Origin of the sequence: Pseudomonas sp. D2002 (assembly GCF_013385735.1) — a bacterium.
GTDB lineage: Bacteria > Pseudomonadota > Gammaproteobacteria > Pseudomonadales > Pseudomonadaceae > Aquipseudomonas.
This window is the reverse complement of the sequence record NZ_JACAPL010000003.1, coordinates 42,106-67,149: the sequence shown is the minus strand read 5'-3', so window position 1 is coordinate 67,149 and position 25,044 is coordinate 42,106. Positions and strand designations below refer to the sequence as shown.

The 25,044-nt window shown below is 61.1% G+C and carries 26 protein-coding genes; 12 read left to right on the top strand and 14 right to left on the bottom strand.

Annotated elements, in window-relative coordinates:
* Window positions 1-23 precede the first annotated feature (23 nt).
* Together HX783_RS03540 and HX783_RS03535 are read left to right on the top strand one after the other, a co-directional pair.
* On the top strand, window positions 24-509 hold the full coding sequence (locus HX783_RS03540) for a glutathione peroxidase (protein WP_159955031.1): 486 nt from the start codon (window positions 24-26) through the stop codon (window positions 507-509).
* Window positions 506-997, top strand: a complete 492-nt coding sequence (locus HX783_RS03535; protein WP_159955032.1) for a MarR family winged helix-turn-helix transcriptional regulator — start codon at window positions 506-508, stop codon at window positions 995-997. The genes HX783_RS03540 and HX783_RS03535 overlap by 4 nt, the downstream gene beginning before the upstream one ends.
* Here HX783_RS03535 and HX783_RS03530 read toward each other — a convergent pair.
* Entirely contained in the window at window positions 951-3,260 is a 2,310-nt protein-coding gene (locus HX783_RS03530) for a response regulator (protein ID WP_177016638.1), read from the bottom strand. The two genes, HX783_RS03535 and HX783_RS03530, sit on opposite strands and share 47 nt — an antisense overlap.
* 164 nt (window positions 3,261-3,424) lie before the next feature.
* Between HX783_RS03530 and HX783_RS03525 the strand changes: the two genes are divergently transcribed.
* The gene (locus HX783_RS03525; protein ID WP_177015989.1) at window positions 3,425-4,315 is read left to right on the top strand and encodes an ATP-binding protein; all 891 of its coding nucleotides are present in this window, start codon (window positions 3,425-3,427) and stop codon (window positions 4,313-4,315) included.
* The gene (locus HX783_RS03520; RefSeq protein WP_159955034.1) at window positions 4,312-4,794 is read left to right on the top strand and encodes a GAF domain-containing protein; all 483 of its coding nucleotides are present in this window, start codon (window positions 4,312-4,314) and stop codon (window positions 4,792-4,794) included. Before HX783_RS03525 ends, HX783_RS03520 begins: the two co-directional genes overlap by 4 nt.
* A gap of 15 nt (window positions 4,795-4,809) precedes the next feature.
* Here HX783_RS03520 and HX783_RS03515 read toward each other — a convergent pair whose 3' ends face one another.
* From HX783_RS03515 to HX783_RS03480, 8 genes are all read right to left on the bottom strand, one after another.
* A complete protein-coding gene (locus HX783_RS03515) occupies window positions 4,810-8,454 on the bottom strand; it encodes a transporter substrate-binding domain-containing protein (RefSeq protein ID WP_177015988.1) in 3,645 nt (1,214 codons plus the stop codon).
* A gap of 8 nt (window positions 8,455-8,462) precedes the next feature.
* Window positions 8,463-9,089: a response regulator transcription factor gene (locus tag HX783_RS03510; RefSeq protein WP_159955036.1), complete on the bottom strand. Its 627-nt coding sequence runs from the start codon at window positions 9,087-9,089 to the stop codon at window positions 8,463-8,465.
* A gap of 255 nt (window positions 9,090-9,344) precedes the next feature.
* Entirely contained in the window at window positions 9,345-9,740 is a 396-nt protein-coding gene (locus HX783_RS03505) for a response regulator (RefSeq protein ID WP_159955037.1), read from the bottom strand.
* Window positions 9,741-9,913: 173 nt separating this feature from the next.
* Window positions 9,914-11,245: a deoxyguanosinetriphosphate triphosphohydrolase gene (locus HX783_RS03500; protein WP_159955038.1), complete on the bottom strand. Its 1,332-nt coding sequence runs from the start codon at window positions 11,243-11,245 to the stop codon at window positions 9,914-9,916.
* Between the two features lie 72 nt (window positions 11,246-11,317).
* Window positions 11,318-12,481 carry an EAL domain-containing protein gene (locus HX783_RS03495; protein ID WP_177015987.1) on the bottom strand — a complete coding sequence of 388 codons (1,164 nt, stop codon included), beginning with the start codon at window positions 12,479-12,481 and terminating at the stop codon, window positions 11,318-11,320.
* 94 nt (window positions 12,482-12,575) lie between these two features.
* Complete coding sequence (locus HX783_RS03490; protein ID WP_159955040.1) at window positions 12,576-12,917, bottom strand: hypothetical protein; 342 nt, start codon at window positions 12,915-12,917, stop codon at window positions 12,576-12,578.
* Window positions 12,914-13,300, bottom strand: a complete 387-nt coding sequence (locus HX783_RS03485; RefSeq protein WP_159955041.1) for a phage holin family protein — start codon at window positions 13,298-13,300, stop codon at window positions 12,914-12,916. Before HX783_RS03485 ends, HX783_RS03490 begins: the two co-directional genes overlap by 4 nt.
* Before the next feature lie 2 nt (window positions 13,301-13,302).
* Window positions 13,303-13,617 (bottom strand): YqjD family protein, encoded by a 315-nt coding sequence (locus HX783_RS03480; protein ID WP_058411763.1) that lies wholly within the window; start codon window positions 13,615-13,617, stop codon window positions 13,303-13,305.
* Between the two features lie 363 nt (window positions 13,618-13,980).
* On the opposite strand from HX783_RS03480, the gene HX783_RS03475 reads away from it, so the two are divergent.
* Window positions 13,981-15,189, top strand: coding sequence for an ammonium transporter (locus HX783_RS03475; RefSeq protein WP_159955042.1), 1,209 nt, complete (start codon window positions 13,981-13,983; stop codon window positions 15,187-15,189).
* Here the strand turns inward: HX783_RS03475 and HX783_RS03470 are convergent.
* On the bottom strand, window positions 15,176-16,894 hold the full coding sequence (locus tag HX783_RS03470) for a monovalent cation:proton antiporter-2 (CPA2) family protein (protein ID WP_177015986.1): 1,719 nt from the start codon (window positions 16,892-16,894) through the stop codon (window positions 15,176-15,178). The two genes, HX783_RS03475 and HX783_RS03470, sit on opposite strands and share 14 nt — an antisense overlap.
* Before the next feature lie 155 nt (window positions 16,895-17,049).
* Here HX783_RS03470 and HX783_RS03465 point away from each other — a divergent pair, with 155 nt between their 5' ends.
* The 3 genes from HX783_RS03465 (at window position 17,050) to HX783_RS03455 (ending at window position 18,660) form a co-directional block, all read left to right on the top strand.
* Window positions 17,050-17,286: a glutaredoxin family protein gene (locus HX783_RS03465; protein WP_177015985.1), complete on the top strand. Its 237-nt coding sequence runs from the start codon at window positions 17,050-17,052 to the stop codon at window positions 17,284-17,286.
* Window positions 17,287-17,360: 74 nt separating this feature from the next.
* On the top strand, window positions 17,361-17,696 hold the full coding sequence (locus HX783_RS03460; RefSeq protein ID WP_177015984.1) for a transcriptional regulator: 336 nt from the start codon (window positions 17,361-17,363) through the stop codon (window positions 17,694-17,696).
* A gap of 73 nt (window positions 17,697-17,769) precedes the next feature.
* Window positions 17,770-18,660 (top strand): pseudouridine synthase, encoded by an 891-nt coding sequence (locus HX783_RS03455; RefSeq protein WP_177016637.1) that lies wholly within the window; start codon window positions 17,770-17,772, stop codon window positions 18,658-18,660.
* Window positions 18,661-18,715: 55 nt separating this feature from the next.
* On the opposite strand, the gene HX783_RS03450 is transcribed toward HX783_RS03455, so the two are convergent.
* On the bottom strand, window positions 18,716-18,937 hold the full coding sequence (locus tag HX783_RS03450) for a YgdI/YgdR family lipoprotein (protein ID WP_017136187.1): 222 nt from the start codon (window positions 18,935-18,937) through the stop codon (window positions 18,716-18,718).
* 79 nt (window positions 18,938-19,016) lie between these two features.
* The gene (mobA, locus tag HX783_RS03445; RefSeq protein ID WP_177015983.1) at window positions 19,017-19,619 is read right to left on the bottom strand and encodes a molybdenum cofactor guanylyltransferase MobA; all 603 of its coding nucleotides are present in this window, start codon (window positions 19,617-19,619) and stop codon (window positions 19,017-19,019) included.
* 76 nt (window positions 19,620-19,695) lie between these two features.
* Between mobA and moaB the strand changes: the two genes are divergently transcribed.
* Window positions 19,696-20,235: a molybdenum cofactor biosynthesis protein B gene (gene moaB / locus HX783_RS03440; RefSeq protein ID WP_159955047.1), complete on the top strand. Its 540-nt coding sequence runs from the start codon at window positions 19,696-19,698 to the stop codon at window positions 20,233-20,235.
* Window positions 20,236-20,257: 22 nt separating this feature from the next.
* Entirely contained in the window at window positions 20,258-21,445 is a 1,188-nt protein-coding gene (glp, locus tag HX783_RS03435) for a gephyrin-like molybdotransferase Glp (protein WP_159961389.1), read from the top strand.
* 130 nt (window positions 21,446-21,575) lie between these two features.
* Here the strand turns inward: glp and HX783_RS03430 are convergent, their stop codons facing one another.
* Both HX783_RS03430 and HX783_RS03425 read right to left on the bottom strand, forming a co-directional pair.
* Window positions 21,576-21,905, bottom strand: coding sequence for an EscU/YscU/HrcU family type III secretion system export apparatus switch protein (locus HX783_RS03430; protein ID WP_177015982.1), 330 nt, complete (start codon window positions 21,903-21,905; stop codon window positions 21,576-21,578).
* A complete protein-coding gene (locus HX783_RS03425; protein WP_177015981.1) occupies window positions 21,902-23,482 on the bottom strand; it encodes a flagellar hook-length control protein FliK in 1,581 nt (526 codons plus the stop codon). Before HX783_RS03425 ends, HX783_RS03430 begins: the two co-directional genes overlap by 4 nt.
* 200 nt (window positions 23,483-23,682) lie before the next feature.
* Between HX783_RS03425 and ccmA the strand changes: the two genes are divergently transcribed.
* Both ccmA and ccmB read left to right on the top strand, forming a co-directional pair.
* Complete coding sequence (ccmA, locus tag HX783_RS03420) at window positions 23,683-24,318, top strand: cytochrome c biogenesis heme-transporting ATPase CcmA (protein ID WP_177015980.1); 636 nt, start codon at window positions 23,683-23,685, stop codon at window positions 24,316-24,318.
* The gene (gene ccmB / locus HX783_RS03415) at window positions 24,315-24,983 is read left to right on the top strand and encodes a heme exporter protein CcmB (protein WP_014717701.1); all 669 of its coding nucleotides are present in this window, start codon (window positions 24,315-24,317) and stop codon (window positions 24,981-24,983) included. The genes ccmA and ccmB overlap by 4 nt, the downstream gene beginning before the upstream one ends.
* Window positions 24,984-25,044 lie beyond the last annotated feature (61 nt).

Here is a 25,044-nt window from a genome sequence, read left to right as displayed (position 1 = left end):
TTCATCTTAATCGAGGCACTGCCATGAGCAACAACCTGCTGAGCATCCCGTGCACCACCATCAAAGGTGAGCAAAAGACCTTGGCCGATTTTGCCGGCAAGGCCATTTTGGTGGTCAACACCGCCAGCAAATGTGGCTTCACCCCGCAGTACAAAGGCCTCGAACAGCTCTGGCAGCAGTACAAAGACCAAGGATTGGTGGTGCTGGGGTTCCCCTGCAACCAATTCGGTAAACAGGAGCCGGGCAACGAAACGGCGATTTCCGAATTCTGCGAATTGAATTTCGGCGTCAGCTTCCCGCTGTTCAAGAAGATCGACGTCAACGGCAGCGAGGCTCACCCGCTGTTCGTGCAGCTTAAAAAGCAAGCGCCTGGGTTGCTGGGTTCCAAGGGCATCAAGTGGAATTTCACCAAGTTCCTGATTGGTCGTGACGGCAAGGTGGTCAAGCGTTTTGGCCCAACTACCAAGCCCCAGAACTTGACCCAAGAGATCGAAGCCCTGCTCAAATGATCGACGCAACCACCGTGTCCCTGGCCCTGGACGACCAGCTGTGTTTCAAGCTCTACGCCGCCTCCCGCGCGGTGACGCGTGCCTACAAGCCAATGCTCGACCAGTTGGGCCTGACCTACCCGCAATACGTGGTCATGCTGGTGCTGTGGGAGTGGCACGCGGCAGCTGCGCCGCAGCCCACGGTCAAGGCATTGGGGCAGCGGTTGATGCTTGATTCCGGCACGTTGACGCCGTTGCTCAAGCGTCTTGAGCAGCTCGCCCTGGTTCGGCGCCAGCGCAGTGCGCGGGATGAGCGGGAGGTGCACTTGAGCCTGACCCCGGCCGGTGTGCATTTACGCGACCAGACCCACGGCCTGAAAACCCGGCTGTTGTGTGACAGCGGCATCGACCTGAATCAGGCCGACGCCTTGCGCCACGGCCTGGACCAGTTGCTGGCGCAGATCAAAGACTTGTCGTCTGTGGCACCCACAGGTCCAGCAGCGCCTTGAGTTCTTCACGGCGAAACGGCTTGGCCAGGTAGTCATCCATGCCGGCGGCCCGGCAACGTTCGCGTTCCTCGGCCAGGGCGTTGGCGGTCAAGGCGACGATGGGCAAGTCCGGCCAGCGCCCGCTGCGACGAATCTGCCGGCTGGCTTCGTAGCCGTCCATCACCGGCATGTTGCAGTCCATCAACGCCATGTCAAAGCGCTGTTCCTCGAGGAACTTGAGCGCTTCGCCACCGTGGGCGGCCACGATCACTTCGCAGCCGAGCTTGCTGAGCATGCCCTTGGCCACCAGTTGATTGACCGGGTTGTCCTCCACCAACAGGATGCGCGCCCGGTGCGTGAAGGGCGCGGCGTCCATCTGGATCGGGTCAAGGATCAGTTGTGCGTCACTGTGCAAGTTGCGCTGCAGAATCTGGTACAGCGCGTTGCGGCTCAATGGGCGTGCCTGTTGCTGCAGCGGTGCCAGGCCTGCGACTTCCTCGCTGGGCATGAAGTTGCCATAGGCGGTCACCAGCAGGATTGGCGCGGTAATCGCCGGGCGTAAGCGGAACAGGCACTCCGGGCAGTCGGTGATCAGTAAGTCGGGAGTTTGCCCGCTCAGGTCATCGTCCTGGGAGTAAAGGCGCGGCGTCAGGCCCCAGTGGGGCAGCAAGGTGGTCAGCAACTCCGTCAGGCCATTACTGCTGCTGGTGATAACCATCACGTCGCCTGCCAGGGGCGCCTGACGGGCAGCAGGTAAATGCGTGGGCAGCGGCAGCTCGGCACAGAACTGGCTGCCAAACCCGACTTCAGAGCTGATACTCAAGCGGCCGCTCATTGCTTCACACAGGTTATGCGTCAATGCCAGCCCCAGTCCCGTGCCGCCAAACTGGCGAGTGATACCCGCACCCGCCTGGGTGAACGGCTGGAATATCTTCACCTGCGCTTCCTGGGCAATGCCGATACCGGTGTCACAGACTTCGATTTTTACCCGGCCATTAAGGGCGCTCAGGTATACGTCCACGCGCCCGAAGCGGGTGAACTTCAAGGCATTGGAGAGCAAGTTGCTGACGATCTGCCGTACCCGTGTCGGGTCACCCATCACCTGGGCAGGAAACAGCGGGTCGATCAAGCAGGTCAACTCGACACTCGGCGCGGCGTTCTGCGACAGCAAGTTGGCGGTGTCTTCCACCAGCGAGCCCAGGTCAAACGGGATGCGCTCCAGCTCCAGCTGGCCGGCGTCGAACTTCGACAGGTCGAGGATATCGTTGAGCAACTCCACCAGCACCTTGCCCGAATCGTGGGCGATGGACAGCTGTTGGCGCTGTTCGGCGTTCAGCGGGCTGTCCAGCGACAGCGCGATCATTCCCAGCAGCCCATTGAGCGGTGTACGGATCTCGTGGCTCATATTGGCCAGGAATGCAGCGCGGGCCTGGGCCATGGCCAGCGCGGTCAACTTTGCCGCTTCCAGTTCATCATTGGATTGGCTCAAACGCTGGTTGCTGGCCTTGAGTTCAAGGGTGCGCGCAGAGACGATAGTTTCCAGTTGGCTCAGGTATTCGGTGAGGCGGTCCTCGGCGTGGCGCCGTTGCTGGATTTCGGTCTCCATGTTTTCAAATTGCTGGTTGGCAACGCTGACCAGCACGCCGATTTCGTCGTTTTCGTGCCCCGGTGGGCAATCCAGGTGGGCCTGCTTGCTGGTACTCAGCGCGCGAATAATGCGCACCAGTGGCTGAGTCAGCATCACGTAGAACAGGCCGAGCAGAATGCCCGTCAGCAGCAGGCTGCGGGCAAAGCCGTTGAGCAGGGTGATCTCGGCGCGGTGCAGGAAACGGCTGCCAAAGGCGTAAGTGTCCACGTCCAGGCGCAAGACGCCGAGGGAATCGTTGGGCATGTGGCTCAAGAACAGCCGGTCTTCAAACTGGCGGTTGGCGCCGAACAGAAAATCGCTGAGAGGCCGGTAGGTACTTTCCTTGCGCGGGCGATCAACATCGGCCAGGACCACGCCATTGTTATCGACCAATTGCGCATGAATGATCGCCGGGGAATGCAGCAGGCCCAGGGTCAGTTCCTGGGCGAGTTCGGCGTCGATGTTGTAGGCAATACGTGAAGCGGGGTTATGGCTGATTTCGATCAGCGAGCGTATTTCACGGTTGATGGATGCGTCTTCGCTGGCATAATCAATGCCGATTTGGATCAGACTGAGCAAGGTTCCCAAGACGAAACCGACCAGCACAGTCAATCGAGCTTGTTTATAAGACAAGCGGTGGGCGAACTTGATATCCATCGGGTGTTGAACCACTTCACGTTTCCCTTCGCCCGGCAAGCATAGCTGAACATCCACAGGCTCTGGCTTGGCCGGCATGAATCATTTTTTTACGCAGCCGCGTGCGGTCTGCCGCAGGGTTGCCAATACGCCATCTTTTGCAAGAACTTGCCAGAGGAATAATCGTGGATTCTCGATTGAATGCCTTTCTTGAGCGGGCCGATGCGGTACTGGCTCGCCTGGAACCCTTGTTACCTGCACCGCGCCAAGCCATCGACTGGAACCAATGCCTCGCCGCCCGTTGGCAGCGTGAAGGCCGCTCAGGCTTTTTGCTGCCGCTGGACGTCAGCCTGGACATGCGCCTGTCCGACCTCATTGGCGTAGACAAGCAACGTGAGCAGTTGGCGCGCAACACTCAACAATTTCTTGATGGCCTGCCCGCCAACCATGCGCTGCTGTGGGGCTCGCGTGGCACGGGTAAATCGTCGATGGTGCGCGCCTTGCTGGCGCAGCACGCCAAGGCCGGTTTGCGCCTGATTGAAATCGAGCGCGATCACTTGGCCGACCTGCCGCGCGTGGTCGAGCAACTGCTCAAGCTGCCGCAGCGTTTTATCCTGTTCTGTGATGACCTGTCCTTCGAGGCCGGCGAGGGCGACTACCGCGTGCTCAAGAGTGTGCTGGACGGCTCGCTGGAACAGGCGCCGGAAAACGTGCTGCTGTACGCCACCTCGAACCGCCGTCACCTGGTGCCGGAAAACCAGAGCGACAACGACAATTGGAAGCGGGTGGATGGCGAGTTGCACCCCAGTGAGGCGGTGGAGGACAAGATTGCCTTGTCCGACCGTTTTGGCCTGTGGTTGTCGTTCTACCCGTTCAGCCAGGAACACTTCCTGGATGTGGTTGAGCACTGGATCGGCGAGCTGGCCAGCAAGGCAGGTTTGCAGTGGCAGCGTGATGAAGCCCTCGACATTCTCGCCGTGCGCTGGGCCACCGGGCGCGGCAACCGCAACGGCCGTTGCGCGTATCAATTCGCCCGTTACTGGGTAGGACTCAAGTTGTTGGAGCGTCAACCATGATCGATTTACAACAGGCCGGCACCGGCCTGGACGGCTATGCCATGCTTTGCGCGCAGTTGGAGTCGCTGCTGGCCGATGAGCGCGACTTCATTGCCAACAGCGCGCAGTTTTCGGCGTTTCTGTTCAACCAGCTGGATGACTTGAACTGGGCGGGCTTCTACCTCAATCGCAATGAAGAATTGGTGCTTGGCCCGTTCCAGGGCCAGATCGCCTGTGTGCGTATTCCGTTCGGTCGTGGCGTCTGCGGCGCCGCGGCGGCATCGCGGCAAACCCAGCGGGTGGAAGATGTTCACGCGTTCCCCGGGCATATCGCCTGTGACAGCGCGTCTAACAGCGAGCTGGTGGTGCCGTTGGTCAAGGACGGCGTGTTGATCGGCGTGCTTGATCTGGACAGCCCGTCGCTGGCCCGTTTCAGCCTTGAGGACCAGGCGGGTATCGAGCGGTTGGCGGCGATTTTCCTGCGCTTGACCGACTGCTGATCTGTCAGAAAGGGGCTAGCCAAGGTTCTGGCTAGCCAGCTTATGGAGCTGCACGTGCAGCGTCCTCTCCAGTTCAAGCATGAGCTTTTCCAGGGACTTCACGTAGGTTTCGATCAGGGCACGATCGTCGCTGCGGGCGCAGGCCTGTTCGAGCGCTTCGCATTGCGTCGCCAGGGCGCTTGCCTGCACGATGCGCGCCGCGCCCTTGATTTTGTGGGCTTGCTCGATAATGGCTTGGGGCGGCGCCTGCCGAGCCAGCAGGGCCAGCAGTTCCTGGCGGTCCTGACGGCTGCTGCTCAACAGTTCCTCCAGTAAACGCCGGCTCAGGTGCGGGTCGCCACCGGTCAACGCATCCAGGCAGTCCAGGTCCAACTGCTGGCCCGCGGGCTGTGGTCGGATTTGCCCCAGTTGCTGCTCCAGTGCCGTGAGGCTGATGGGTTTGAACAGGCAATCGTTCATGCCCGCTTGCGCGCAGCGTAGTTTCTCCTCGGGTTGGGCGTTGGCGGTGAATCCGAGTATCACGCAAGGCGCCAGTTGCTCACGTTGCTCATATTCACGGATCGAGCGGCTCAACTCGTAGCCATTCATGACGGGCATATTGCAGTCGGCGATCACCAGGTCGAAGCGCTCCTGGCGCCAGGCTTGAAACCCGGCGGCACCGTGCTGGGCGGCAGTGAACTGGTGCCCCAGGTAACCCAGTTGCTGGCACATCAACAAGCGGTTCGCCGGGTGGTCGTCCACCACCAGTACGTTGAGTACCGGAGCGGCAGCGGGGGCCTGCGACTTGAGTTCGTCCAGCACTTCGATCGGCTGCAGGAGCGTCATGTTCAGGGTGACATGGACCTGGGTACCGACCATCGGCACGCTGCTCAGGCTCAGTTGCCCGCCCATCATCGCGCACAGGCTGCGACAGATCACCAGGCCCAGGCCTGCTCCGCTCCTGGCCAGGTGCCCGGAGTTGTCAGCCTGGGCAAAGGGCTCGAACAGCCTTAATTGGTCGTCCCGGCTGATGCCGATGCCGGTGTCCTCGACCACCAGTTTCATCTGGATCTCCTGCGGCCGTTCGGTGGCGTGCACGTTTACCTTGATCTTCACCTGCCCGCGCTCGGTGAACTTGATGGCATTGCTGACCAGGTTGGACAGCACCTGTTTGAAGCGCAAGGGGTCGATCAGCACGGCGGTATCGTCGATAACGGGATCGGACTCCAGCAGCAGGCTGAGGGTTTTCTGCCGGGCCAGGCCATCGAAGACGCGCACCACCGACTCGATCACCTCGCCCAGGTTCACGCGCTCCGGGGCCAGGCTCAGACGGCCGGACTCGATGCGCGCGATGTCGAGGATGTCGCCGATCAGCTCCAGCAGGTCCTTGGCCGAGTTGTAGGCCACTTCGATAGCCGGGCGATCGAGATGGCCCTGGTCGGCGCGTTTGAGGGTCAGCTCGAGCATGCCGATCACCGCATTCATCGGCGTACGGATCTCATGGCTCATGGTGGCGAGAAAGGTGCTTTTGGCACGGTTGGCTTCGTCGGCGCGTTCCTTGGCGGTGCGCAACTCGTCGAACAGTTGGCGCCGCTCACTGATATCGATCCAGCCGCCGATGATGCCTTGCACTTCGCCGACCGAATCGCGATAGGGCAGGATCCAATGGTAGATCGTCAGTTTTTTTCCTTGAATATGCAGCGTGCGATCAAGGATCAACGGGTTACCTTCGACCACCACCCGCTGGTAGTCGGCGTGGTACTGCGCAGCTTCCGACTCCAGCGCCATGTCCATCTGGATCACACTTTTGCCAATCACTTCTTCGCGCTTGACGTCGAACACCTGCAGGTAACTGTCATTGCAGGTTTGCAGCAGCCCCTTGCGATCACGCACATAAATGGGGTGCGGCGTTTCATTCACCAGTGCCCGCATGAATTCGAACTGATCGTTGAGGGCGCGCTCGGCCATCTTGCGGTGTTTGATCTGGCGGCGCATGTAGGCGTTCCAGGTCAGCGAGATCAGCAGCAACAGCCCGGTGCCGATGATGATTTGCGCGATCAGTTGGTGGTAATTGCGCCAGTAGCTGTCGGAGGCGGCGCTGTAGCCTCGCCAGCGACTGTTGATCACGCCCATTTCGTCTGGCGCAATGCTCAGCAGCGCCTTGTCCAGGATTGAACTGAGTTCGACCGCGCGGCGCGGCGTCGCCAGGGCGAACGTGGCGGGCAGGGTGCCGATACTGGTGCTGATCTGCAGCTTGTCCTGGAACATCAGCGAGGAGAGCAAATAGTTGGCGATCACCAGCGAATTCACCGCGCCTTCCACATTTCCCTGGGCAAGCAATTCCGAGGCCTTGAAGGTATCGCTGACTTCCACGAGTTGGACCAGCGGGAAGTCCTGGCGCAGGATTTTTTCCATTGGGTTGCCCTCGGTGATTGCCAGGCGCAGGCCTGCCATCTGTTCCAGGTTCGAGGGCGCGTTGGGCTCCTTGCGGGTCAGCAGGACATAGGAGTTTTCCAGGTAGGGGCGACTGAAACTCAGCTGGGTTTCCCGTTCGGCGCTGGGCACGATAGCGCCGATGATATCGGCCTTGCCGGTGGCGAGCTCGTCGATCATCGCGTTGACTTCGCGAGTGCGCTGGATCTCGAAACGCAACCCGGTACGCAGGCGAATCAGCTCCAGCAGATCTGCGGTGATGCCGCGAAAGTTGCCGTCGGCATCAAAGAACGTCAGGGGCGCGAGGGTCTCGTTGACCACGACCTTCACCACCGGGTTGTCTTTGAGCCAGCGCTCTTCGCGTTGGGTCAGCTGCAGTTTTTTATCGGTCAGCAAAATATCGCTGCCGGCGCTCCAGCGCTTGGCGATGCTGTCCCGCTCATTGATGGGCACGGCGGCCAGCACCGTGTCGACGATACTCAAGAGCGTGTATTGGTCGTGGCGCATGGCAAAGCTGAAACCGTAGGCTTCATGCTTGCCGAAGTTGGCCATGCGGATATTCTTCAGGTAGCCCTTGTTGATCATGTAATGGGTGGAAATGGTATCGCCGAGAAACACGTCCGCCTGTTCGAACGCCACCGCATTCAACGCGTTTTGAAACGAGGGGTAAGCGCGAATCTGCGCTTGCGGGTATAACTTTTCCACTTCATCGAGCGGCAGGTAATGGTAGACCAGGCTCATGCGAAGCCCGGCCAGGCCGTCGCTCAGGCTGCGCGTTTCGCCCTCCCGGGTCACCAGCACGGGTTGATCCACGGCGTAGGGTTGCGACAGCGTGAGGTTCGGGTTGGCGGCCTCAAAACCGTTGGCGGAGCCCAGCAGGTCAATTTCGCCGGTTTCGAGGGCATGTATGGATGCCTCCCGCGATGGGTAGCGAAGTACCTTGATCGGCAAGGCCAGGGCTTTGCTCAACAACCCTGCATAATCGGCGGTCAGGCCCTCATAATCGCGGCCACTGGAGGTAAGATCGAAGGGCGGGTAGTCAGGTGCGGCAGTGCCTAATACCAGCTCGCGTTTGTTCTGCAGCCACTGGCGCTGAGCCTTGTCCAGTTGAACATCCAGTTGAACGGCAGCCGCGCGGCTCAATAAGGTGAAGTGTTCCGGACCGGGTTGAGAGGTCGCGGAGGCGGTCGTGCTGAAGCACACGCCGGCGATTAATATAATCAAATAGTCCTTTATACACCTGGGCATCCGCTTTCTCACACTAGCGCGTTTCGTTTTGCCATCTCGATAAGTTCTACCAAGGATTTGGCTTTAAGTTTTTGCATCAGCCTTTTTTTGTAAGTACTTACTGTCTTGTTGCTGAGAAACATGCCTTTGGCTATTTCCTTGTTGGTGCGGCCTTGTGCAAAAAGTTGTAACACCATTAGTTCTCGATCATTCACGGTCTTGAACAGTTCAAGTTCCTCGAAGTCCTTGCCGTCTGCGTTGTTAGCGTTCAAGGCCTGGCTGGGGAAGTAATTGTAGCCCGACAGCACCGCACGGATCGCGCTCAGCAGCTCGCTCAGGTCGCCTTCCTTGCACACATAGCCATCCGCACCTGAGCGCATGCAGCGGGTGGCGAACAGCGTCGGGCATTGGGCGGTCAGAATCAGGGTTTTCATCGAGGTGTTCATGGCGTTGAATCGGCACAGCACTTCGAGGCCATCAAGTTTGGGGATGCTGATATCCAGAATAATCAAGTCCGGCAGGCATTCACGAACCATCTGTATCGCATCACAGCCGTTGTCCGTTTCACCGACGACTTTATAACCTTCGTGTTCCAACAACATCCGAATCGCCAGCCGTATAACCGGGTGGTCATCAATGATAAAAACTGTGTTCATAATCACGTTCCATGCAAGTGCAAATAAAGCGGGCACATTAGCTCAGAAGATGAGGGGGGCGCATGAACCTTGTGGGGAGTAGGTATAAAACAAGAGAATTCCTACATGAAAAAAGGTAATAGCCTACCGGTCGATAAGTCTTTGTGACGGTAGGTGTAAGCAATTATTGAGGCATTGTGCTTATTGGCGGCGCCAAGGGTTTAGCGGAGGGTTCAGGCGATGTTTCGTCGGTGGATAGCGTTTAAAGTCCTACATTTATAATCGGCGAATTGGCGCAATCAACGTTGCAAGTTCGTCTCTGTTCAAAGGCTTCAATAAATACCCCAGGAGGGGTAAACCGCGCGCCAGGGCTTGGCTCATCAGGTTGGAAAGTTCTGTGGCGGGGAGCCCGCTCAATAGGATGGCCCCCATTATAAAGCGTTGGCGGCTGGCGATTTCCACCAGTTCCAGCCCCGGTAAATCCGGCAGGCATTGGTCGCATAGCATCAGATCAAAGGGTGCCTGGGACGCAGACATCACGCGGATGGCCTGTTCGGCATTTTCTGCCAGGGTCAGGCGCTCGAAGCCGAAACTTTTGAGAAGGCACTGAGTGGCCAGCAGCTGAAAGGGATGATCCTCCACCAATAGGATTCGGAGGGGGGAACTGGGCATAGGAGGCACATGGGTCAGTCAAGAGTCGATGGGGTGGGGCGTAGGAATTGCTCGCCACGTCCGCCGGAAGCGTGCGTGATTATTTCTCGAATGAATGTGCGAATTCGATCAGGCCGCTCTGTTCCCGCCGTAGGCAAATTCTGTGCGGGAGGCAGGCGGCGTGACCCATTTCTTCACTGCGGGCTGGAGCGCCCTGTCATCTCACGCGCCATTTCGGTTGCATAGCTGTCGGTCATGCCGGCGATAAAGTCGATCATGCGCAGGAACGAGGCGTGCAGCGGCCAGGCTGGGTTAGGTGCGTTGTTACCCAGCAGGTCGAGGATGCGCCGGTTCTTGAACGACGGCGTGCGCCCGCCATGTTGCTCCAGCGCCGCACCACAAAACGCGTTCAAGAGGATTTCCAGCGTGGTGTAGGCGCCGATTTCATGCAGGGTCTTGCGCTTGTCCTGGAAGATTTTCTTGCGCGCCATGTCCTTGGCGTCCAGCACGCAACGCTTGGCGGGGCCGTGCATGTGCTCCACCAGGTCGCCCGGCAGCGTGCCGGCGAGCAAGGCATCCTGTTGTTCGACGAAAGCACGTGCAGCGGCATTGGTCAGGTGCTCAATGGCCTTGCCGCGCAGGATCGCCAGCTTGCGTCGACGCGAGTCCTGCGCGCCCAGTTGCCGATACGTCTGGGGCAGATCGTCGCCCACCAGGTCGAGCAGCAACGACTCGACCTCGGTGTATTCGAGCAACTCCATTTCCAGCCCGTCTTCGAGGTCGATCAACGCGTAGCAGATATCGTCGGCTGCCTCCATCAAGTACACCAGCGGGTGACGGGCCCAGCGTTGTTCTTCCAGCTGTGGCAGCCCGAGCTTGTGGGCGATCTGCTCAAGGATCGGCAGTTCGCTCTGGTAACAGCCGAACTTGTGCTTTTTATAACCCAGCGAGTCTGCGTGGCGGGCGGTCCAGGGGTATTTCAGGTAAGTGCCCAAGGTGGCATAGGTCAGTCGTGTGCCGCCGTCGAACTGGTGGTACTCAAGCTGGGTGAGCACGCGAAAGCCTTGCGCGTTGCCTTCAAAATTGAGGAAGTCATTGCGTTCGGCACTGCTCATGTCGTCCAGCCAACCGCGCCCGGCTGCCTGCTGGAACCAGTGGCGAATCGCATCTTCACCGGAGTGCCCGAACGGCGGGTTGCCGATGTCGTGTGCCAGGCAAGCCGATTGCACCACCATGCCCAGGTCGCTCGGGTCGCACCAGTCGGGCAGGGCGCTGCGCAGGGTTTCGCCTACGCGCATGCCGAGGGAGCGACCGACGCAACTGACTTCCAGTGAGTGGGTCAGGCGGGTGTGGATATGGTCGTTGCTGGACACCGGGTGCACTTGGGTCTTGCGCCCCAGGCGGCGGAACGCGCCGGAGAAAATAATGCGGTCATGGTCCTTGTGAAACGGGCTGCGACCCAATTCTTCCGGGCTATGCAGGGGTTTTCCAAGACGTTCGCGGGTTAGCAGGGTGGGCCAATCCAAGGCGGGTACTCTCCGTGCGGTGAATGACACCGCCCAGCTTCGCGGTTCCGCCCTGGCGGGGCAAGCGAAAATCTACAGTCCGGCCGCGTCGATATCGATTAACAGCAAACGCTGACCGTTATCGAAGAATTGTGAGGCGGTCAGGCAGTACTGGTTGGTGGTGGCATCGCGGTAGGTTGAGGAAAGGGTCAGGCGCCGTTCCTCCCAGCCTTCGGCGAGCAGATGGTAGAAGTAGGGCCGCCACGACCAGTTGTGGCCCAGGTAGCGACTGTCGGCCTGCCAGGCGTCCTGGCGCCACTCGAAGTTGGGCGTCAACTGGGTGCCATGGCGGTCGCACTGGTAAAAGCGCAACAGCCAGGGGAAGTCCGGCAATTGCGGCAAGTGGTCCAGCGGTGCACGGTTTTGTGCCCAGGCCTGGAGGATTTTCATCAGCTCGGCCAATTGCAGGCGCAACTGCATGATGCGCCCGCGCTCCGCCAGTTTGTGCTGGACGTAGACGCTGCGCAGCTGGGCAAAGCGCGACACGAACGCATCCGTGGCAAACCAGTCGAGCTGCGCCTGGGCAAACAGATAACCCTGCACATAGCGTGCGCCGCATTCCAGGGCGAAACTCAGTTGCGCTTCGGTTTCCACGCCTTCGGCGATGATCCAGCACCCGGTCTTTTCGGCCATTTGCGCCAGCGCCCGCACCACTTCGCTGCTCGGGCCGCCCTTGGCGGCTTCCTGAAACAGGCGCATGTCCAGCTTGAGGATGTCCGGCTGCAGCGCCAATACCCGATCGAGTTGGGAATAACCGGCGCCGAAGTCATCGATGGCAATGCGTGCACCGGCTTCGCGATAACGCGCGACTACATCGGCGAGGCGCTGAATGTCGCCGCCCAATTCGGTGATCTCGAACACGATGCGTTGCGGGTCGACGCCATGGGCATGCACCTGCTTCAAGCTCGGCAAGGCTTGGCCGGGGCGCAGCCGGTTGATCCAGCGCGGCGAGATGTTCAGGCTGAGGAACCAGTCTTCGGGCGCTTCATGCAGACGGCTCAGGGCATTGTCTCGGATCTGTCGGTCGAGGCGGCGCAAGGCCACGCCCGGCGTGCGCGGGTCGGCAAACAGTGGGCCTACCGACTGCAAGCGGCCGTCCGCCTGGCGCAGGCGGCCGAGCGCTTCGACGCCGGCGATGCGCCCGGTGGCGGTGTCGATAAACGGCTGGAAACAGGCGAGCGGTTGCCCGTCGATCACGAGGCCTCCTTAAAAACAATCAGCGAAAAAAGGCCCGGCCCTCAGTAACGAGGGCCGGGCCGATTCTGTTTGCAAGAATGCAGCCAGCGCGGGCTTAGCCTTTGCGCGAAGCGCCTTGCATGGCCAGCTTGATCAACGGGATCAACCCCGCCCCCAGCCGCACCAGGCGCGTAAGGCTGCTGATACTGCCGCCTTTGGCGCCCTTGCCGGTGAAGAAGCCCATCAGCGTCACCGCCGCCACGCCCCACAGCGGCGCGTGTTTGATGCCCAGGCTGTCTTGCCAGTTATGGCGCATGTCGCGCACTTTGTTCAGGGGCGCCATGAGTTGCTGGGACTCGTGACGGATTTCCTGGCGGTGCATTTCCATGCGCAGACGAATCAACGCCTTGCGCATTTCCCGACGCGTAGTGTTTTGCGGGACTTCAGTGAGGCTCATGGCAGCAGGCGCTCCCGATCATTGGCCAGCTCTTCGAGGGTGGCGTGAAACGGCGTGGATTCATCAAATATCGCCGCTTTCAAACGCACCCCGCAAAAGGCTGCGGCCAGGGTGTAGAACACGCAGAGGCTGATGATCCCCGTAAGACGGTAGGTGTCCCATACCAGAATCATCACCAACGCCGACAACCCCACCAGCAACAGCAGGGCAAACACCAGCGCCAAGCCGGCAAACAACAGCAGGCTGACCGTACGCGACTTCTGCTCTTGCAACTCGATGCCAAACAACTCGACATGGCTGTGCAGCAGGCCGAGAACGGCCGCGCCCAGGCGTCGTGATGTGGAGCCTGCGCCCGTGGACGGGCCGTTTTCGCCGATTGCCATAGTTAGCGCCTTGTAGCCAGCAGGCCGATCAGAAAGCCCACGCCGGCAGCAATGCCGACGGACTGCCAAGGGTTGGCCTGCACGTAATCTTCCGTCGCAGTCACCGCCGCCTGGCCGCGCTCACGCAGGGAGTCTTCGGTCAGTTGCAGGGTTTCACGGGCCTTGAGCAGGCTGTCATGGATCTTGGTGCGCAGCTCATCGGCCTGGTCACCGGCCAGCACGGCGGTGTCGTCGAGCAACTTTTCGGTGTCACTGACCAGGGTTTGAAAATCCGCCATCAGTATTTCTTGAGCAGTCTTTGCAGTTCTTCTGGCCATGGTTATCTCCGTGATTGGCTGATCTGTACGTCTGTTGTGTTCGTTACGTTTGTTTTCGAGTCACCGGCTTCGGTGAAGGTTCAGTGCAATTGTCTGGTACAGCTTTTGCTTTGCCTTGGTGCGCAAGCCCTGGGCCTGCGCTGAATCCGGGCGGTTCGGGCGAATGCCCTGAAAAACCTTACCCTAAATAACCGAAACTCGCGGAAAAACCCTGTCGGCAACGGCCTGTTGTGTTGATCGCTGCGCTAAAGCGGTTCACGCCCTCTGAAGAGGGGCGGGGCCGGTGGTGCCAATTTAGTGCGCGCAACCCCGGCTTGAACCGCTTTGGTGCTTTTTGCCTTTATTACAGGCCTGCCAACCTCCATGGACAACCTGCAAAGTGCAGTGGACACGCTCGTCCACAGCTCCAACACCCTGTTTATCCTGATCGGCGCGGTCATGGTCCTGGCCATGCACGCCGGCTTCGCATTCCTGGAAGTCGGCACCGTACGCCAGAAAAACCAGGTCAATGCCCTGTCGAAGATCCTCAGCGACTTCGCCATCTCCACCCTGGCCTATTTCTTTATAGGCTATTGGATCTCCTACGGTGTGAGCTTCATGCAACCGGCGGCGGTGATCAGTGCCGATCATGGTTACGGCCTGGTGAAATTCTTCTTCCTGCTGACCTTTGCGGCGGCGATTCCGGCAATCATTTCCGGCGGCATTGCCGAACGTGCAAAGTTCGCTCCGCAGCTGTGCGCCACCGCGCTGATCGTGGCGTTTATCTACCCGTTTTTCGAAGGCATGGTGTGGAACGGCAACTTCGGCCTGCAAGCCTGGCTGCTTGCGCGCTTCGGCGCCAGTTTCCATGACTTCGCCGGTTCCGTGGTGGTGCATGCCATGGGCGGCTGGCTGGCGTTGGCGGCTGTGTTGTTGCTGGGGCCGCGCAACGGGCGATATCGCGAAGGGCGACTGGTGGCGTTTGCGCCGTCGAGCATTCCGTTCCTGGCGCTGGGCTCGTGGATTTTAATTGTCGGCTGGTTCGGTTTTAACGTGATGAGCGCGCAAACCCTCAATGGCGTCAGCGGCCTGGTCGCCGTCAACTCGCTGATGGCCATGGTTGGCGGCACCGTGGCGGCCCTGTTAATCGGCCGCAATGACCCAGGTTTCCTGCATAACGGTCCGCTGGCCGGGCTGGTGGCAATCTGCGCCGGTTCCGACCTGATGCACCCGGTGGGCGCGCTGGTCACGGGGGCGGTGGCCGGAGGCTTGTTCGTATGGTTCTTCATCGCGGCCCAGGATCGCTGGAAGATCGACGATGTGCTGGGCGTGTGGCCGCTGCATGGCCTGTGCGGCGTGTGGGGCGGCATTGCGTGTGGCATCTTCGGCCAGACCGCTCTGGGCGGCCTGGGCGGTGTCAGCCTGATCAGCCAATTGATCGGCACGGCGCTGGGCGTGGTGGTGGCGCTGGTCGGCGGCCTGTTGGTGTACGGCGTGATCAAGCGCGTGCACGGGCTGCGCCTGAGCCAGGAACAGGAGTATTACGGCGCGGACCTGTCGATCCACAAAATTGGCGCGGTCAGTCAGGATTGATCGGTTTTTCAGTCGGCGGGTAAACGCCGTGCAGCAGGCGATAACGGCTGCGCCGCACGTCATCGACCCGCGCCTGCACCTGTTGGTCCGGCAGGCCCAGCAGGATCAAGGCGTGGGAGGCGAGCATCAGGCTCGACTCCAACAGCTCGGGCACCACTTCGCTGGCGCCCGCTGCTTTCAATTCGGCCAGTTGGCTGTCATCCCGGGTGCGCACCAGGATGGGCACCCGCGGGTTGATCCTTCTTGCCTCCTTCAGGACGGTCAGGGCGACATCGCTGTTGTCCACGGCAATCACCACCAACCGCGCGCGTTCCAGGCCGACGGCACTGAGCAGCGCACCCCGACGGCAGTCGCCGTAATGCACGTTGCGGTCTTCGGTGGCGGCTTCCTTGACGCGTTCAGGGTCGTCATCCAGGGCGATAAACGCCTGTTGTTCGCGGCGTAGAAACCGCCCGATGGTTTGCCCGACGCGGCCGTAGCCGCAAATCACCGCATGGCCGCGTAACTCGGCATTGAGTGCGGTGATTTCTTCCAGCTGCACTTGCTGGTTGGGCTTGCGGTGCAGGCGCAGGGCAATCGCCGGTGCGGCGCGCAGCAGCAATGGGGTCAGCAGCATCGAGCAGAAGGTGGCGGCCAGCAGCAAGCCGTTGAATGCGTCCGGAATCAGCCGGCTCTGTTGCATTTGCGCCATCAGGGCAAAACAGAACTCGCCGCCTTGCGCCAGGGCCAGGCCGCTGCGCCAGGCGGTTTCACTGTCGCTGCCGCGCAGCTTGACCAGCGCTGCCACGACGCAGCCCTTGATCAGCATCAGCGCGAGGGTCAGCCCGAGAATCAGCAGGCTATGGCTGACGAACAGCTGCAGGTCGATGAGCATGCCGATGCTGACGAAAAACAGCCCCAGCAGAATGTCGCGAAACGGGCGGATATCCGCTTCGATCTGATGACGGTAGTGGCTTTCCCCCAGCAGCATGCCGGCCAGGAACGCGCCGAGGGCAGGGGAGAGCCCCAGCAAATGTGTGAGCCAGGCGGTGAGCAATACGATCACCAGGGCTAACAGCACAAACAGCTCCGCCGAATGGGACGCGGCGACTTCATGGAACAGGCGTGGCAATAACCAGCGGCTGGCGAACAGCAGGCCGACGAACAACACCACGGTTTTGCCCAAGGTCAACGGCAGCGCCCAATACCAGGCTTGCTCGCTGCTGCCGGCAAACACCGGCACCAAGGTCAGCAGCAACACCGCCACCACATCCTGGAACAGCAGCACGCCAATCGCGTTCTGGCCATGGCTGCTGAAAATTTCGCCGAGGCTGCCCAACTCCTTGCTGACGATGGCCGTAGACGACAGTGCCAGGCCCGCGCCGAGCAGCAGCGCAACACCTGGCGACAGGCCAAAGCCCATCAGCATGCCGCCCAGCAACACCCCGCAACCGAGCACCTGAAAACTGCCCAGGCCAAATACCACGCTGCGCAGGGCCAGCATCTTGGTCAGGGAAAATTCCAGCCCCAAGGAAAACAGCAGGAACACCACGCCCAGCTCGGCGAGGTCGGGCAGGTCTTCGCTGTCGTTCACCCAGTCGAGGGCAGTAGGCCCCACCGCCAGGCCCACACACAGATAGCCCAGCACGGGCGGCAGTTGCAGCCGGCGAAACAGCGCAATCACCACCAGGGATGAGGCCAGAATGATCAGCAGGTTGGCGAACACGAGCAGCTTCCTTGCAGGTTGAGCGGACAAAAAGCCGCGAGAATCGCTGAATCAGTTATAGGCCATGGTGATCTGGGTCAGGTGTTTTGTGAGTAGTCGGGCTCATTCTGGCGGGCATACAATGACCGTCTACTTTCTGATCGAGCCCCATCGCCATGCTTCCTGAATGTCGGTTGTTCGGCACCCTGGGTTGCCATCTTTGTGAGATCGCCGAGGTCGAAATCATGCCGTTGGTCGAACACGGTTTGCTGGTGGAACTGGTGGACATCACCGACCCCGACGACCTGACAGAAGCCTACGGCCTGCGGATTCCGGTGCTTCGCCGGGTGGACACCGGGGCGGAACTGGACTGGCCATTCGACACTGAACAGATTGTTGCCTTCCTTTCTTAAGCCTTCTCCGATGGCGGGTTTCCAAATATTACGATACTGTATGCTTGTACAGCGATTGAATAGAGGGAACGCCCGTGGTGAATGTTGAACAACTGAAAAGCAGCGTCAATCGCATGTCCGCCGACGTCGTGCGCGACGCGGTAAACGAGCTGCGCCTCGACGGCCTGGTCACGGAAGGCAAGACGCCGTTTAACAAAGTGCATTTCAATACCTGCTTTGCCGAGATCGAAGCGTTGTTCCAGCGCGCCGGTTATCACAAGCAGTTGGATGTGGTGGGTTATCAGGGCTTGATGTACGCGCTTTACGACCCTGGCCGCTGGGAAGCCGTAGACGTGCTGCGTTGGCTCAAGGAATTCACCGAGGCGGCCAGTGCCTCGCCGATCCTGCGTGCGGAATTGGCCAAGGCTTGAGAGATGCCCTAGGCTCAATCCCGTTGCATGCGGGATAATGCCTGCCTGTTTTTTCCAGGCTTCGAGCATGTCCATGTCCACAACCGGTTTTTCCGCCTCGCAACATCAAGCCAGCACGTTGTATTTGCCACCCGGCCCTTGGGCCACGGTGCTGGATTGCCTGTGCGAGCACTTTCCGGCGATCAGCCGTGAGCACTGGCTGGACCGCATCGCCCGCGGCCGCGTGCTGGACATCAACGGCACGCCCATCCGCCTGGACCTGGCCTATAAAGAGGGCCTGTGCATTTATTACTTTCGCGAAGTGCCGAATGAAAAAGTGATCCCGGTGCAGGAAACCATTCTGTACGCCGACGAACACCTGGTAGTGGCCGACAAGCCGCACTTTCTGCCGGTGACGCCAGCCGGTGAGTACGTCGAACAGACGTTGCTGCGCCGCCTGATCCGTCGCCTGGATAACCCCTCGCTGGTGCCTCTGCACCGCATCGACCGGCACACCGCAGGGCTGGTGTTGTTCTCGGCCAACTCGCAGAGCCGTTCGGCGTATCAACAGCTGTTTCCCACGCGGCGCATCGACAAATTCTACGAAGCCATCGCCCCCGCCTTGCCAAACCTGACGTTCCCGCTGGTGCACAAAAGCCGCCTGGTGGACGGCGAGCCGTTCTTCCGCATGCAGGAAGGGCCGGGTGCCAGCAACACTGAAACTGCCGTGGAGGTGCGCGAAAAAAATGGCGAGTTGTGGCGCTACGGCCTGTTCCCCGTGACCGGCAAGAAGCATCAGCTGCGTGTGCACATGACAGCGCTGGGGGCGAGTATCTGCAATGACCCGTTCTACCCCGAGGTGCTCAAAGACGCCGAAGACGACTACGCCAAGCCACTTAAACTACTGGCCCAAGGCGTGCGGTTTATCGACCCGGTCACCGGCGAGCAACGCGACTTTCGCAGCCAAATCACCCTCGACTGGTAACCCCCGGAAACGACAAGGCCCGCGCGAGGCGGGCCTTGGGGCAAACGCTTAAGACTTACAGGTCTTTAACGGTGCGAACCTGGTCTTTGTTGATGCGGGTCTGCTTACCGTCAAGTTGTTCGAACTCATAGAAGCCCGAAGCCTTGTCGTATTTAGGGGTGTCGACGGCCTGGATTTCGCGACCGTCATTCAGGGTGATCACTGTAGGCGAGGCGCAACCGGCGAGAGTAGCGAGGCCCAGTGCAAGCATGAGAGCGGCGATGGTCCGTTGAGTCATGAGTTTGTCTCCGAGAGAATTCTTTTAAATTGCTGACCGTGTGACGCGCGCGGCGTCGACAAAGTTCCTTGTGCGAGGTTCATTCTGACACGCCGGAGCCTGGGTGCAACAGCTCAGGTGTATTCAGGTTGGCCAGGCGTGGGTCATTCGCGGCGCATTCCAGGCCCACGCCACCCAGTTGCAGGAGAATCTTGCGCGGGCTGCGTTCACCGGCGTCCCAGGCCCGTTCTACCTCGGTTTGCAGGTGGGTGGGGATGATGCAGATCAATGGTTCCCAGAACTCGCCATGGCGCACCATCACCGGCAGCGATGGGTTGCGCCGCGCAGTCTCACGCAGGTCGGTCAGCAGTCTCACATCAATGTTGGGCACGTCACACGGCAGTATCAGCAGATGCGCATGACGTGCGGCGGCCAACCCGGCGCGGATGCCGGCCAGCGGGCCGGGGAAGTCCGGGCTGTCGTCACTCACCAACTGGTCTGCATACGGCGCATAGAGGTGGTGGTTGCGGTTGCAGGAGATGATCAGGTCATCCGTCAGCGGCCGGGCCAGGCCCTGCAGATGCGCAATCAATGGCTGGCCGCGCCAGGGCAGCAGGCCTTTGTCCTGGCCGCCCATGCGTTGGCCACGGCCACCGGCCAGCAACAGAATCGAACAGGGCAGGGGCGAAGAATCGAGAGACATGGCGGTTCCGCTGCGGCAGGCAAATAGGGCCCTGTGATATAACATCGGGCTGTTCCTTCGACAACCGGACCGAGCCATGAAAGCCAAGGCTGATGCGCCCTTCGTACCCCTGAATATTGCTGTACTGACCGTCAGCGACACCCGCACCCTGGACACCGACACCTCGGGCCAGGTCTTCGTCGACCGCCTGAGCGCCGCCGGCCATAACCTGGCCGAGCGCGTGCTGCTCAAGGACGACCTCTACAAAATTCGCGCGAAAGTCGCGCATTGGATCGCCGAAGACGTGGTGCAAGTGGTGCTGATCACTGGCGGCACCGGCTTCACCGGCCGCGACAGCACGCCCGAAGCGGTGAGCTGCCTGCTCGACAAGCACGTCGATGGTTTTGGCGAACTGTTCCGCCAGATCTCCGTGGCCGACATCGGCACCTCCACCGTGCAATCGCGCGCGCTCGCCGGCCTGGCCAATGGCACGCTGGTGTGCTGCCTGCCGGGCTCGACCAACGCGGTGCGCACCGGCTGGGACGGCATCCTCGCCGAGCAACTGGATAACCGCCACCGCCCGTGCAACTTCGTGCCCCACTTGAAGCAGGCTGAACCCTGCGAAACCCGTGGATAAGCCCGGCAAAACCGGCGCGCTGATGCCGGTGGAAGACGCGCTGCGCCAACTGCTGGACATGGCCGAAGCCGCGCCGATCCGTGAGCCCCACGTGCTGCCGCTGGCTGACTGCGATGGCCGCGTATTGGCGCAAGACCTGATCTCCACCCTTGACCTGCCGCCGTGGCCGAACAGCGCCATGGACGGCTACGCCCTGCGCCTTGCGGACTGGACAGGCGAGCCCTTGCCGGTCAGCCAACGGATCTTCGCCGGCCAGGCGCCGCAGCCGTTGGCGGCTGGCACCTGTGCACGCATCTTCACCGGCGCACCGGTGCCCGAAGGCGCCGATTGCGTAGAGATGCAGGAAAACGCCGTGGTCCACGCCGACGAACGCGTGAGCTTTACCGAGCCGTTGCAGGCGCACCAGAACATCCGCCCACAAGGCCAGGAAACCACCGTTGGCGAGCGGGTGTTGAACGCCGGCACGCGCCTGGGCCCAATCGAACTGGGCCTGGCCGCGTCCCTCGGCCACGACCGCCTGAGCGTGGTTCGCCGCGTGCGTGTGGCCGTGCTGTCCACCGGCGACGAGTTGATCGAGCCGGGTTTGCCGCTGGGCCCGGGACAGATCTACAACAGCAACCGCCGCGTGCTGTGCAGCTGGCTGGCGCGCATGGGCTGTGAAGTGGTTGATGCCGGGATCCTGCCGGATGACCTGGAAAAAACCCGCAAACGCCTGGCAGACCTGGGCAATGTCGACCTGATTCTGTCGACCGGCGGTGTGTCGGTGGGCGAGGCGGACTTCCTCGGCATCGCCCTGCGTGAAGAGGGCGAGCTGGCTTTGTGGAAGTTGGCGATCAAGCCGGGCAAACCGCTGACCTTCGGCCACTTCCGTGGCGTGCCGGTGATCGGCCTGCCCGGCAACCCGGCCTCGACCCTGGTGACCTTTGCATTGTTGGCGCGGCCTTACCTGCTGCGCCGCCAAGGTGTGCAAGAGGTTGAGCCGCTGCGTTTCGAAGTGCCGGTGGGGTTCACGTGGCCCAAGCCGGGCAACCGTCGCGAGTACCTGCGCGGGCGTATCGAGCAGGGCAAGGCGATCATCTACCGCAACCAAAGCTCCGGCGTGCTGCGCAGCGCGGCGTGGGCGGAAGGGTTTGTGGAGGTGCTGGAAGGGACGACGCTGGCTATTGGGGATCGGGTCAATTTCATTCCCCTGAGTGAAGTCCTGAACTGACAATAGAGATCTAATTGTGGGAGCGGGCTTGCTCGCGAATGCGGTGTATCAGTCACACGTGTATGAGCTGACACACCGCATTCGCGAGCAAGCCCGCTCCCACATTTGGTTTGTGTGTACCTGAAAACTTTTAGTAATCATCCCCACGCTCAGTCACATCCCGCTCCACCGGCTCGGCATTCGGGTCGTAGCCCACCGGGAACTTGCCCTTCAGCGTCCACGCAAACGCGATAATCTCTGCCACCGTGCGGTACAACTCTTCGGGGATGCTGTCGCCCAGTTCCATGCGTGCCAGCAGCTTCACCAGCTCGGCGTTCTCATAGATCGGCACTTCATTTTCCCGCGCCAACTTCAAAATGGCTTCAGCCAGGGCGTCGTCGCCCTTGGCCGTCAAGGTCGGGGCTTGCTGGCCGTCATACTTGAGGGCAATCGCCTGGCGTGGTGGAGACGGGTTTTTCATGCGGTTTCATCCACCCAGCGTTGTTCCAGTCCGGTTCGTGGCCCGCGAGGCGGCGTGCCGAGGTGGCAATCGAGGTCGCCGACGTTGAGGCCCGAGGTCACCAGGCGCTCGCGCAAGCTGCCCAAATGGCTTTCGATCAAGCTCGCGGTATAGGGCCGTGTCGCCCACAGCTGGCTGGACAGTTTGCCCTGTGTCAGTTGCGCCTGAACCTGCAGCGGCCCCAGCGGCTCCATGTCGAACGCCAGCTCGACGCGCCAGAGCATCTGTTTCGGGTCTTTCTTGTCTTTACGCTCCGGCTGGTCCTTGTCCGGCGCCGGCTCCTCGCGCTGGAACTTGACCTGCAACGGCACAATGTCCTGCAAGGTGCGCATGGGGATTTCCAGCTGCCAGGTGGTTTGCAGGCGGCCGTCGGCGGTGGTGCCGGTTTGCTCCAGGCTCGACAGCTGGTGGCTCTGCAGGCGCGAAATCGCCCCTGCGGCCAGGCGCAGCAGGTTTTCCAGGTCGCCTTCGCCTTCCAGTTTCGCCATCAGCCGCTCGGGCAACGGGAAGCCGGCGGGTGTCTGGCGGGCGCTGACCTGGCCCAGTGTGTTCAACGGGCTGCGCACAAAATTTGGCAGCACCTGGGCCAGGGTGTTGGCGGCGAGAATCGCATTGAGATTGGTGGTGTTGGGCAGGGCCGGCAGCAAGTCGGCGACCAGACGCAGCAGCGCGCCTTTCATGTCCAGCGGCGGTATTTGCGGGTTTTGCCCGGCGAGTAGCTTGGCTTCAAGGAACGCGCCGCTGTTCTGAACCAGTTGCGCCAACACCTTGGGGTTGCTGACTTGGGCCAGGTCGGGCAGCGCCGCCAGCAAACGCGCGGCTGCGGCACGCAGGTCGGTGGAAGTGCTGTCGTCCGTCGGCAGGTTTTGCGCGGCGGTGAAGACAACGTCCAACGAGCCTTGGCGACTTTGCTGGGTGGAGAGCTGTTGCGCGACCGCCAACTGATCCTTGAGACCGCTCAACGGCACGAAATTCAAGGTCTGCGCGTTCTGCACCACCGCGCTGAGCAAGCTGCCGACCCGCAGCGGCTGCGGGCTTTCCAGCGTCAGCGTGGTGCCGGCAAGGGCGTTGTTGAGCACGGTCACCAGCGAGCGATAAATTGCCGGTTGCGTGGTGCCTTGCGGCAGCATCTGCGTGGTCAGCACCTTGGCTTGCAACAGCGTGCCCACCGGCATTTGCGTGGTATCGATGCGGGTGAGGGCAGCCACGTTGGCGCTCAAGGCTTGCTGCAAGGAAATGGTCAGGTTGCCGGTGGGCGTCTGGCTCACCGCCACGTTGCTGCCCAGCGGCAACGGCTGGGCGCTGCTGGCTTGCACCAAGGTCTGGCGGCCGCCTTCGAGGGTCAACTTGAGCAACAACTGAAACGCATCGCCGCCTTGTTTAAGCGCGATCACCTCGGCATTGACGGTTTTCCCAGGGTCGATCAGGCCGGTCTGCGGCTCCAGCAGCTTGAGCAGCTCACCGGTCGGCGGCAGCGGGGCAGGGCTGGGCGCCGGGGCGGCAGGCGGCAGCGTGGGAAGGTTGATCTCACCGGTCATCGTGCGCGTCGTCTCTGGGGAAATTGCCCTCTTTAGAGTAGGGCATCACATGTATAATGCCGCCCGTCTGCAAAGAGAGCGGTAAAAACCTCACAACTATTTGATCCAGCTCTCTAAAATCGGTCGCCAAAGCCGTTATTGTGCTTTTCTCTATAACGGCTGCTGCACCGCCGACTTGAACCGTAAAGGCCCGCGATCTTTTGACCAGCCCTCTTCTTGAAGCCGTAGCGCTCTCCTGTGAACGCGACCTGCGCCTGCTGTTCGAGCACCTCGACCTGCGGCTGACGGGCGGCGACATGGTGCAGGTCAGCGGCCCCAACGGCAGCGGCAAGACCAGCCTGCTGCGCCTGCTGGCCGGGTTGATGCAGCCGACGGCCGGTGAGGTGCAACTCAACGGCAAACCCCTGACCGAGCAACGCAGCGAGCTGGCCCGCAACCTGATCTGGATCGGCCACGCCGCCGGCATCAAGGATGTGCTCACGCCGGAAGAAAACCTCAGCTGGCTCAGCGCCCTGCATCACCCGGCTTCCTGCGACGCCATCTGGCAGGCCATGGCCGCTGTCGGCCTCAAGGGTTTCGAAGACGTGCCGTGCCACACCCTGTCGGCCGGCCAACAGCGCCGCGTGGCCCTGGCGCGTTTGTATCTGCCCGGGCCGCCGCTGTGGATTCTCGACGAGCCGTTCACCGCGCTCGACAAACAAGGCGTTGCCCAGCTCGAAGAGCACCTGGCCCAACACTGCGAGCAGGGCGGGCTGATTGTGCTCACCACGCACCACACACTGACGCGCATGCCCGCCGGTTACCGCGACCTCGACCTGGGCCGGTGGTCGGTATGAGTGTGTTCGCCCTGCTGGTCGCCCGCGAAGCGCGGCTGTTGTGCCGCCGCCCGGCGGAATTGGCTAACCCGCTGGTGTTCTTCGCCATTGTCATCGCCCTGTTCCCGCTGGCGGTCGGCCCCGAGACTAAACTGTTGCAAACCTTGTCCCCAGGACTGGTGTGGGTAGCGGCGCTTTTATCGGTCCTGCTCTCGCTGGACGGGCTGTTTCGCAGTGATTTTGAAGACGGTTCCCTTGAACAGTGGGTCCTTTCGTCGCACCCTTTGCCACTTCTGGTACTGGCCAAGGTGCTGGCACACTGGGTTTTTTCCGGCTTGGCGCTAGTCTTGCTCTCGCCGCTGTTGGCGATGATGCTCGGCTTGCCCGTCGAATGCCTGCCGGTATTGCTGCTGTCCTTGTTGCTCGGTACGCCGGTGCTCAGCCTGTTGGGGGCGGTGGGCGCAGCGTTGACCGTCGGTTTAAAGCGCGGCGGCCTGTTACTGGCCCTGCTGATTCTGCCTTTGTATATCCCGGTGTTGATCCTCGGCAGCGGCGCCTTGCAGGCCGCGCTTATGGGCATGCCGGCGACCGGTTACCTCCTGTGGCTTGGCAGCCTGACCGCCCTGGCGGTAACCCTGACACCCTTTGCTATAGCGGCTGGCCTGAAGATCAGCGTCGGCGAATAATGAGGTCTGGTTAAGCGTTTTTAACCAGTAAAGACCCTGAGTTTCTCGCCAAGACGAGAAA

What these genes read in the sequence shown, in the direction of transcription:
- HX783_RS03490 (WP_159955040.1), bottom strand. Translation starts at nt 12,917, where the DNA reads ATGAGCCTCACTGAAGTCCCGCAAAACACTACGCGTCGGGAAATGCGC.
- HX783_RS03475 (WP_159955042.1), top strand. Translation starts at nt 13,981, where the DNA reads ATGGACAACCTGCAAAGTGCAGTGGACACGCTCGTCCACAGCTCCAAC.
- HX783_RS03480 (WP_058411763.1), bottom strand. Translation starts at nt 13,617, where the DNA reads ATGGCCAGAAGAACTGCAAAGACTGCTCAAGAAATACTGATGGCGGAT.
- HX783_RS03505 (WP_159955037.1), bottom strand. Translation starts at nt 9,740, where the DNA reads ATGCCCAGTTCCCCCCTCCGAATCCTATTGGTGGAGGATCATCCCTTT.
- HX783_RS03510 (WP_159955036.1), bottom strand. Translation starts at nt 9,089, where the DNA reads ATGAACACAGTTTTTATCATTGATGACCACCCGGTTATACGGCTGGCG.
- HX783_RS03425 (WP_177015981.1), bottom strand. Translation starts at nt 23,482, where the DNA reads ATGACCGGTGAGATCAACCTTCCCACGCTGCCGCCTGCCGCCCCGGCG.
- HX783_RS03535 (WP_159955032.1), top strand. Translation starts at nt 506, where the DNA reads ATGATCGACGCAACCACCGTGTCCCTGGCCCTGGACGACCAGCTGTGT.
- HX783_RS03530 (WP_177016638.1), bottom strand. Translation starts at nt 3,260, where the DNA reads ATGGATATCAAGTTCGCCCACCGCTTGTCTTATAAACAAGCTCGATTG.
- HX783_RS03485 (WP_159955041.1), bottom strand. Translation starts at nt 13,300, where the DNA reads ATGGCAATCGGCGAAAACGGCCCGTCCACGGGCGCAGGCTCCACATCA.
- HX783_RS03465 (WP_177015985.1), top strand. Translation starts at nt 17,050, where the DNA reads ATGCTTCCTGAATGTCGGTTGTTCGGCACCCTGGGTTGCCATCTTTGT.
- HX783_RS03455 (WP_177016637.1), top strand. Translation starts at nt 17,770, where the DNA reads ATGTCCACAACCGGTTTTTCCGCCTCGCAACATCAAGCCAGCACGTTG.
- glp (WP_159961389.1), top strand. Translation starts at nt 20,258, where the DNA reads ATGCCGGTGGAAGACGCGCTGCGCCAACTGCTGGACATGGCCGAAGCC.
- ccmB (WP_014717701.1), top strand. Translation starts at nt 24,315, where the DNA reads ATGAGTGTGTTCGCCCTGCTGGTCGCCCGCGAAGCGCGGCTGTTGTGC.
- HX783_RS03515 (WP_177015988.1), bottom strand. Translation starts at nt 8,454, where the DNA reads ATGCCCAGGTGTATAAAGGACTATTTGATTATATTAATCGCCGGCGTG.
- HX783_RS03450 (WP_017136187.1), bottom strand. Translation starts at nt 18,937, where the DNA reads ATGACTCAACGGACCATCGCCGCTCTCATGCTTGCACTGGGCCTCGCT.
- mobA (WP_177015983.1), bottom strand. Translation starts at nt 19,619, where the DNA reads ATGTCTCTCGATTCTTCGCCCCTGCCCTGTTCGATTCTGTTGCTGGCC.
- HX783_RS03520 (WP_159955034.1), top strand. Translation starts at nt 4,312, where the DNA reads ATGATCGATTTACAACAGGCCGGCACCGGCCTGGACGGCTATGCCATG.
- HX783_RS03540 (WP_159955031.1), top strand. Translation starts at nt 24, where the DNA reads ATGAGCAACAACCTGCTGAGCATCCCGTGCACCACCATCAAAGGTGAG.
- moaB (WP_159955047.1), top strand. Translation starts at nt 19,696, where the DNA reads ATGAAAGCCAAGGCTGATGCGCCCTTCGTACCCCTGAATATTGCTGTA.
- HX783_RS03430 (WP_177015982.1), bottom strand. Translation starts at nt 21,905, where the DNA reads ATGAAAAACCCGTCTCCACCACGCCAGGCGATTGCCCTCAAGTATGAC.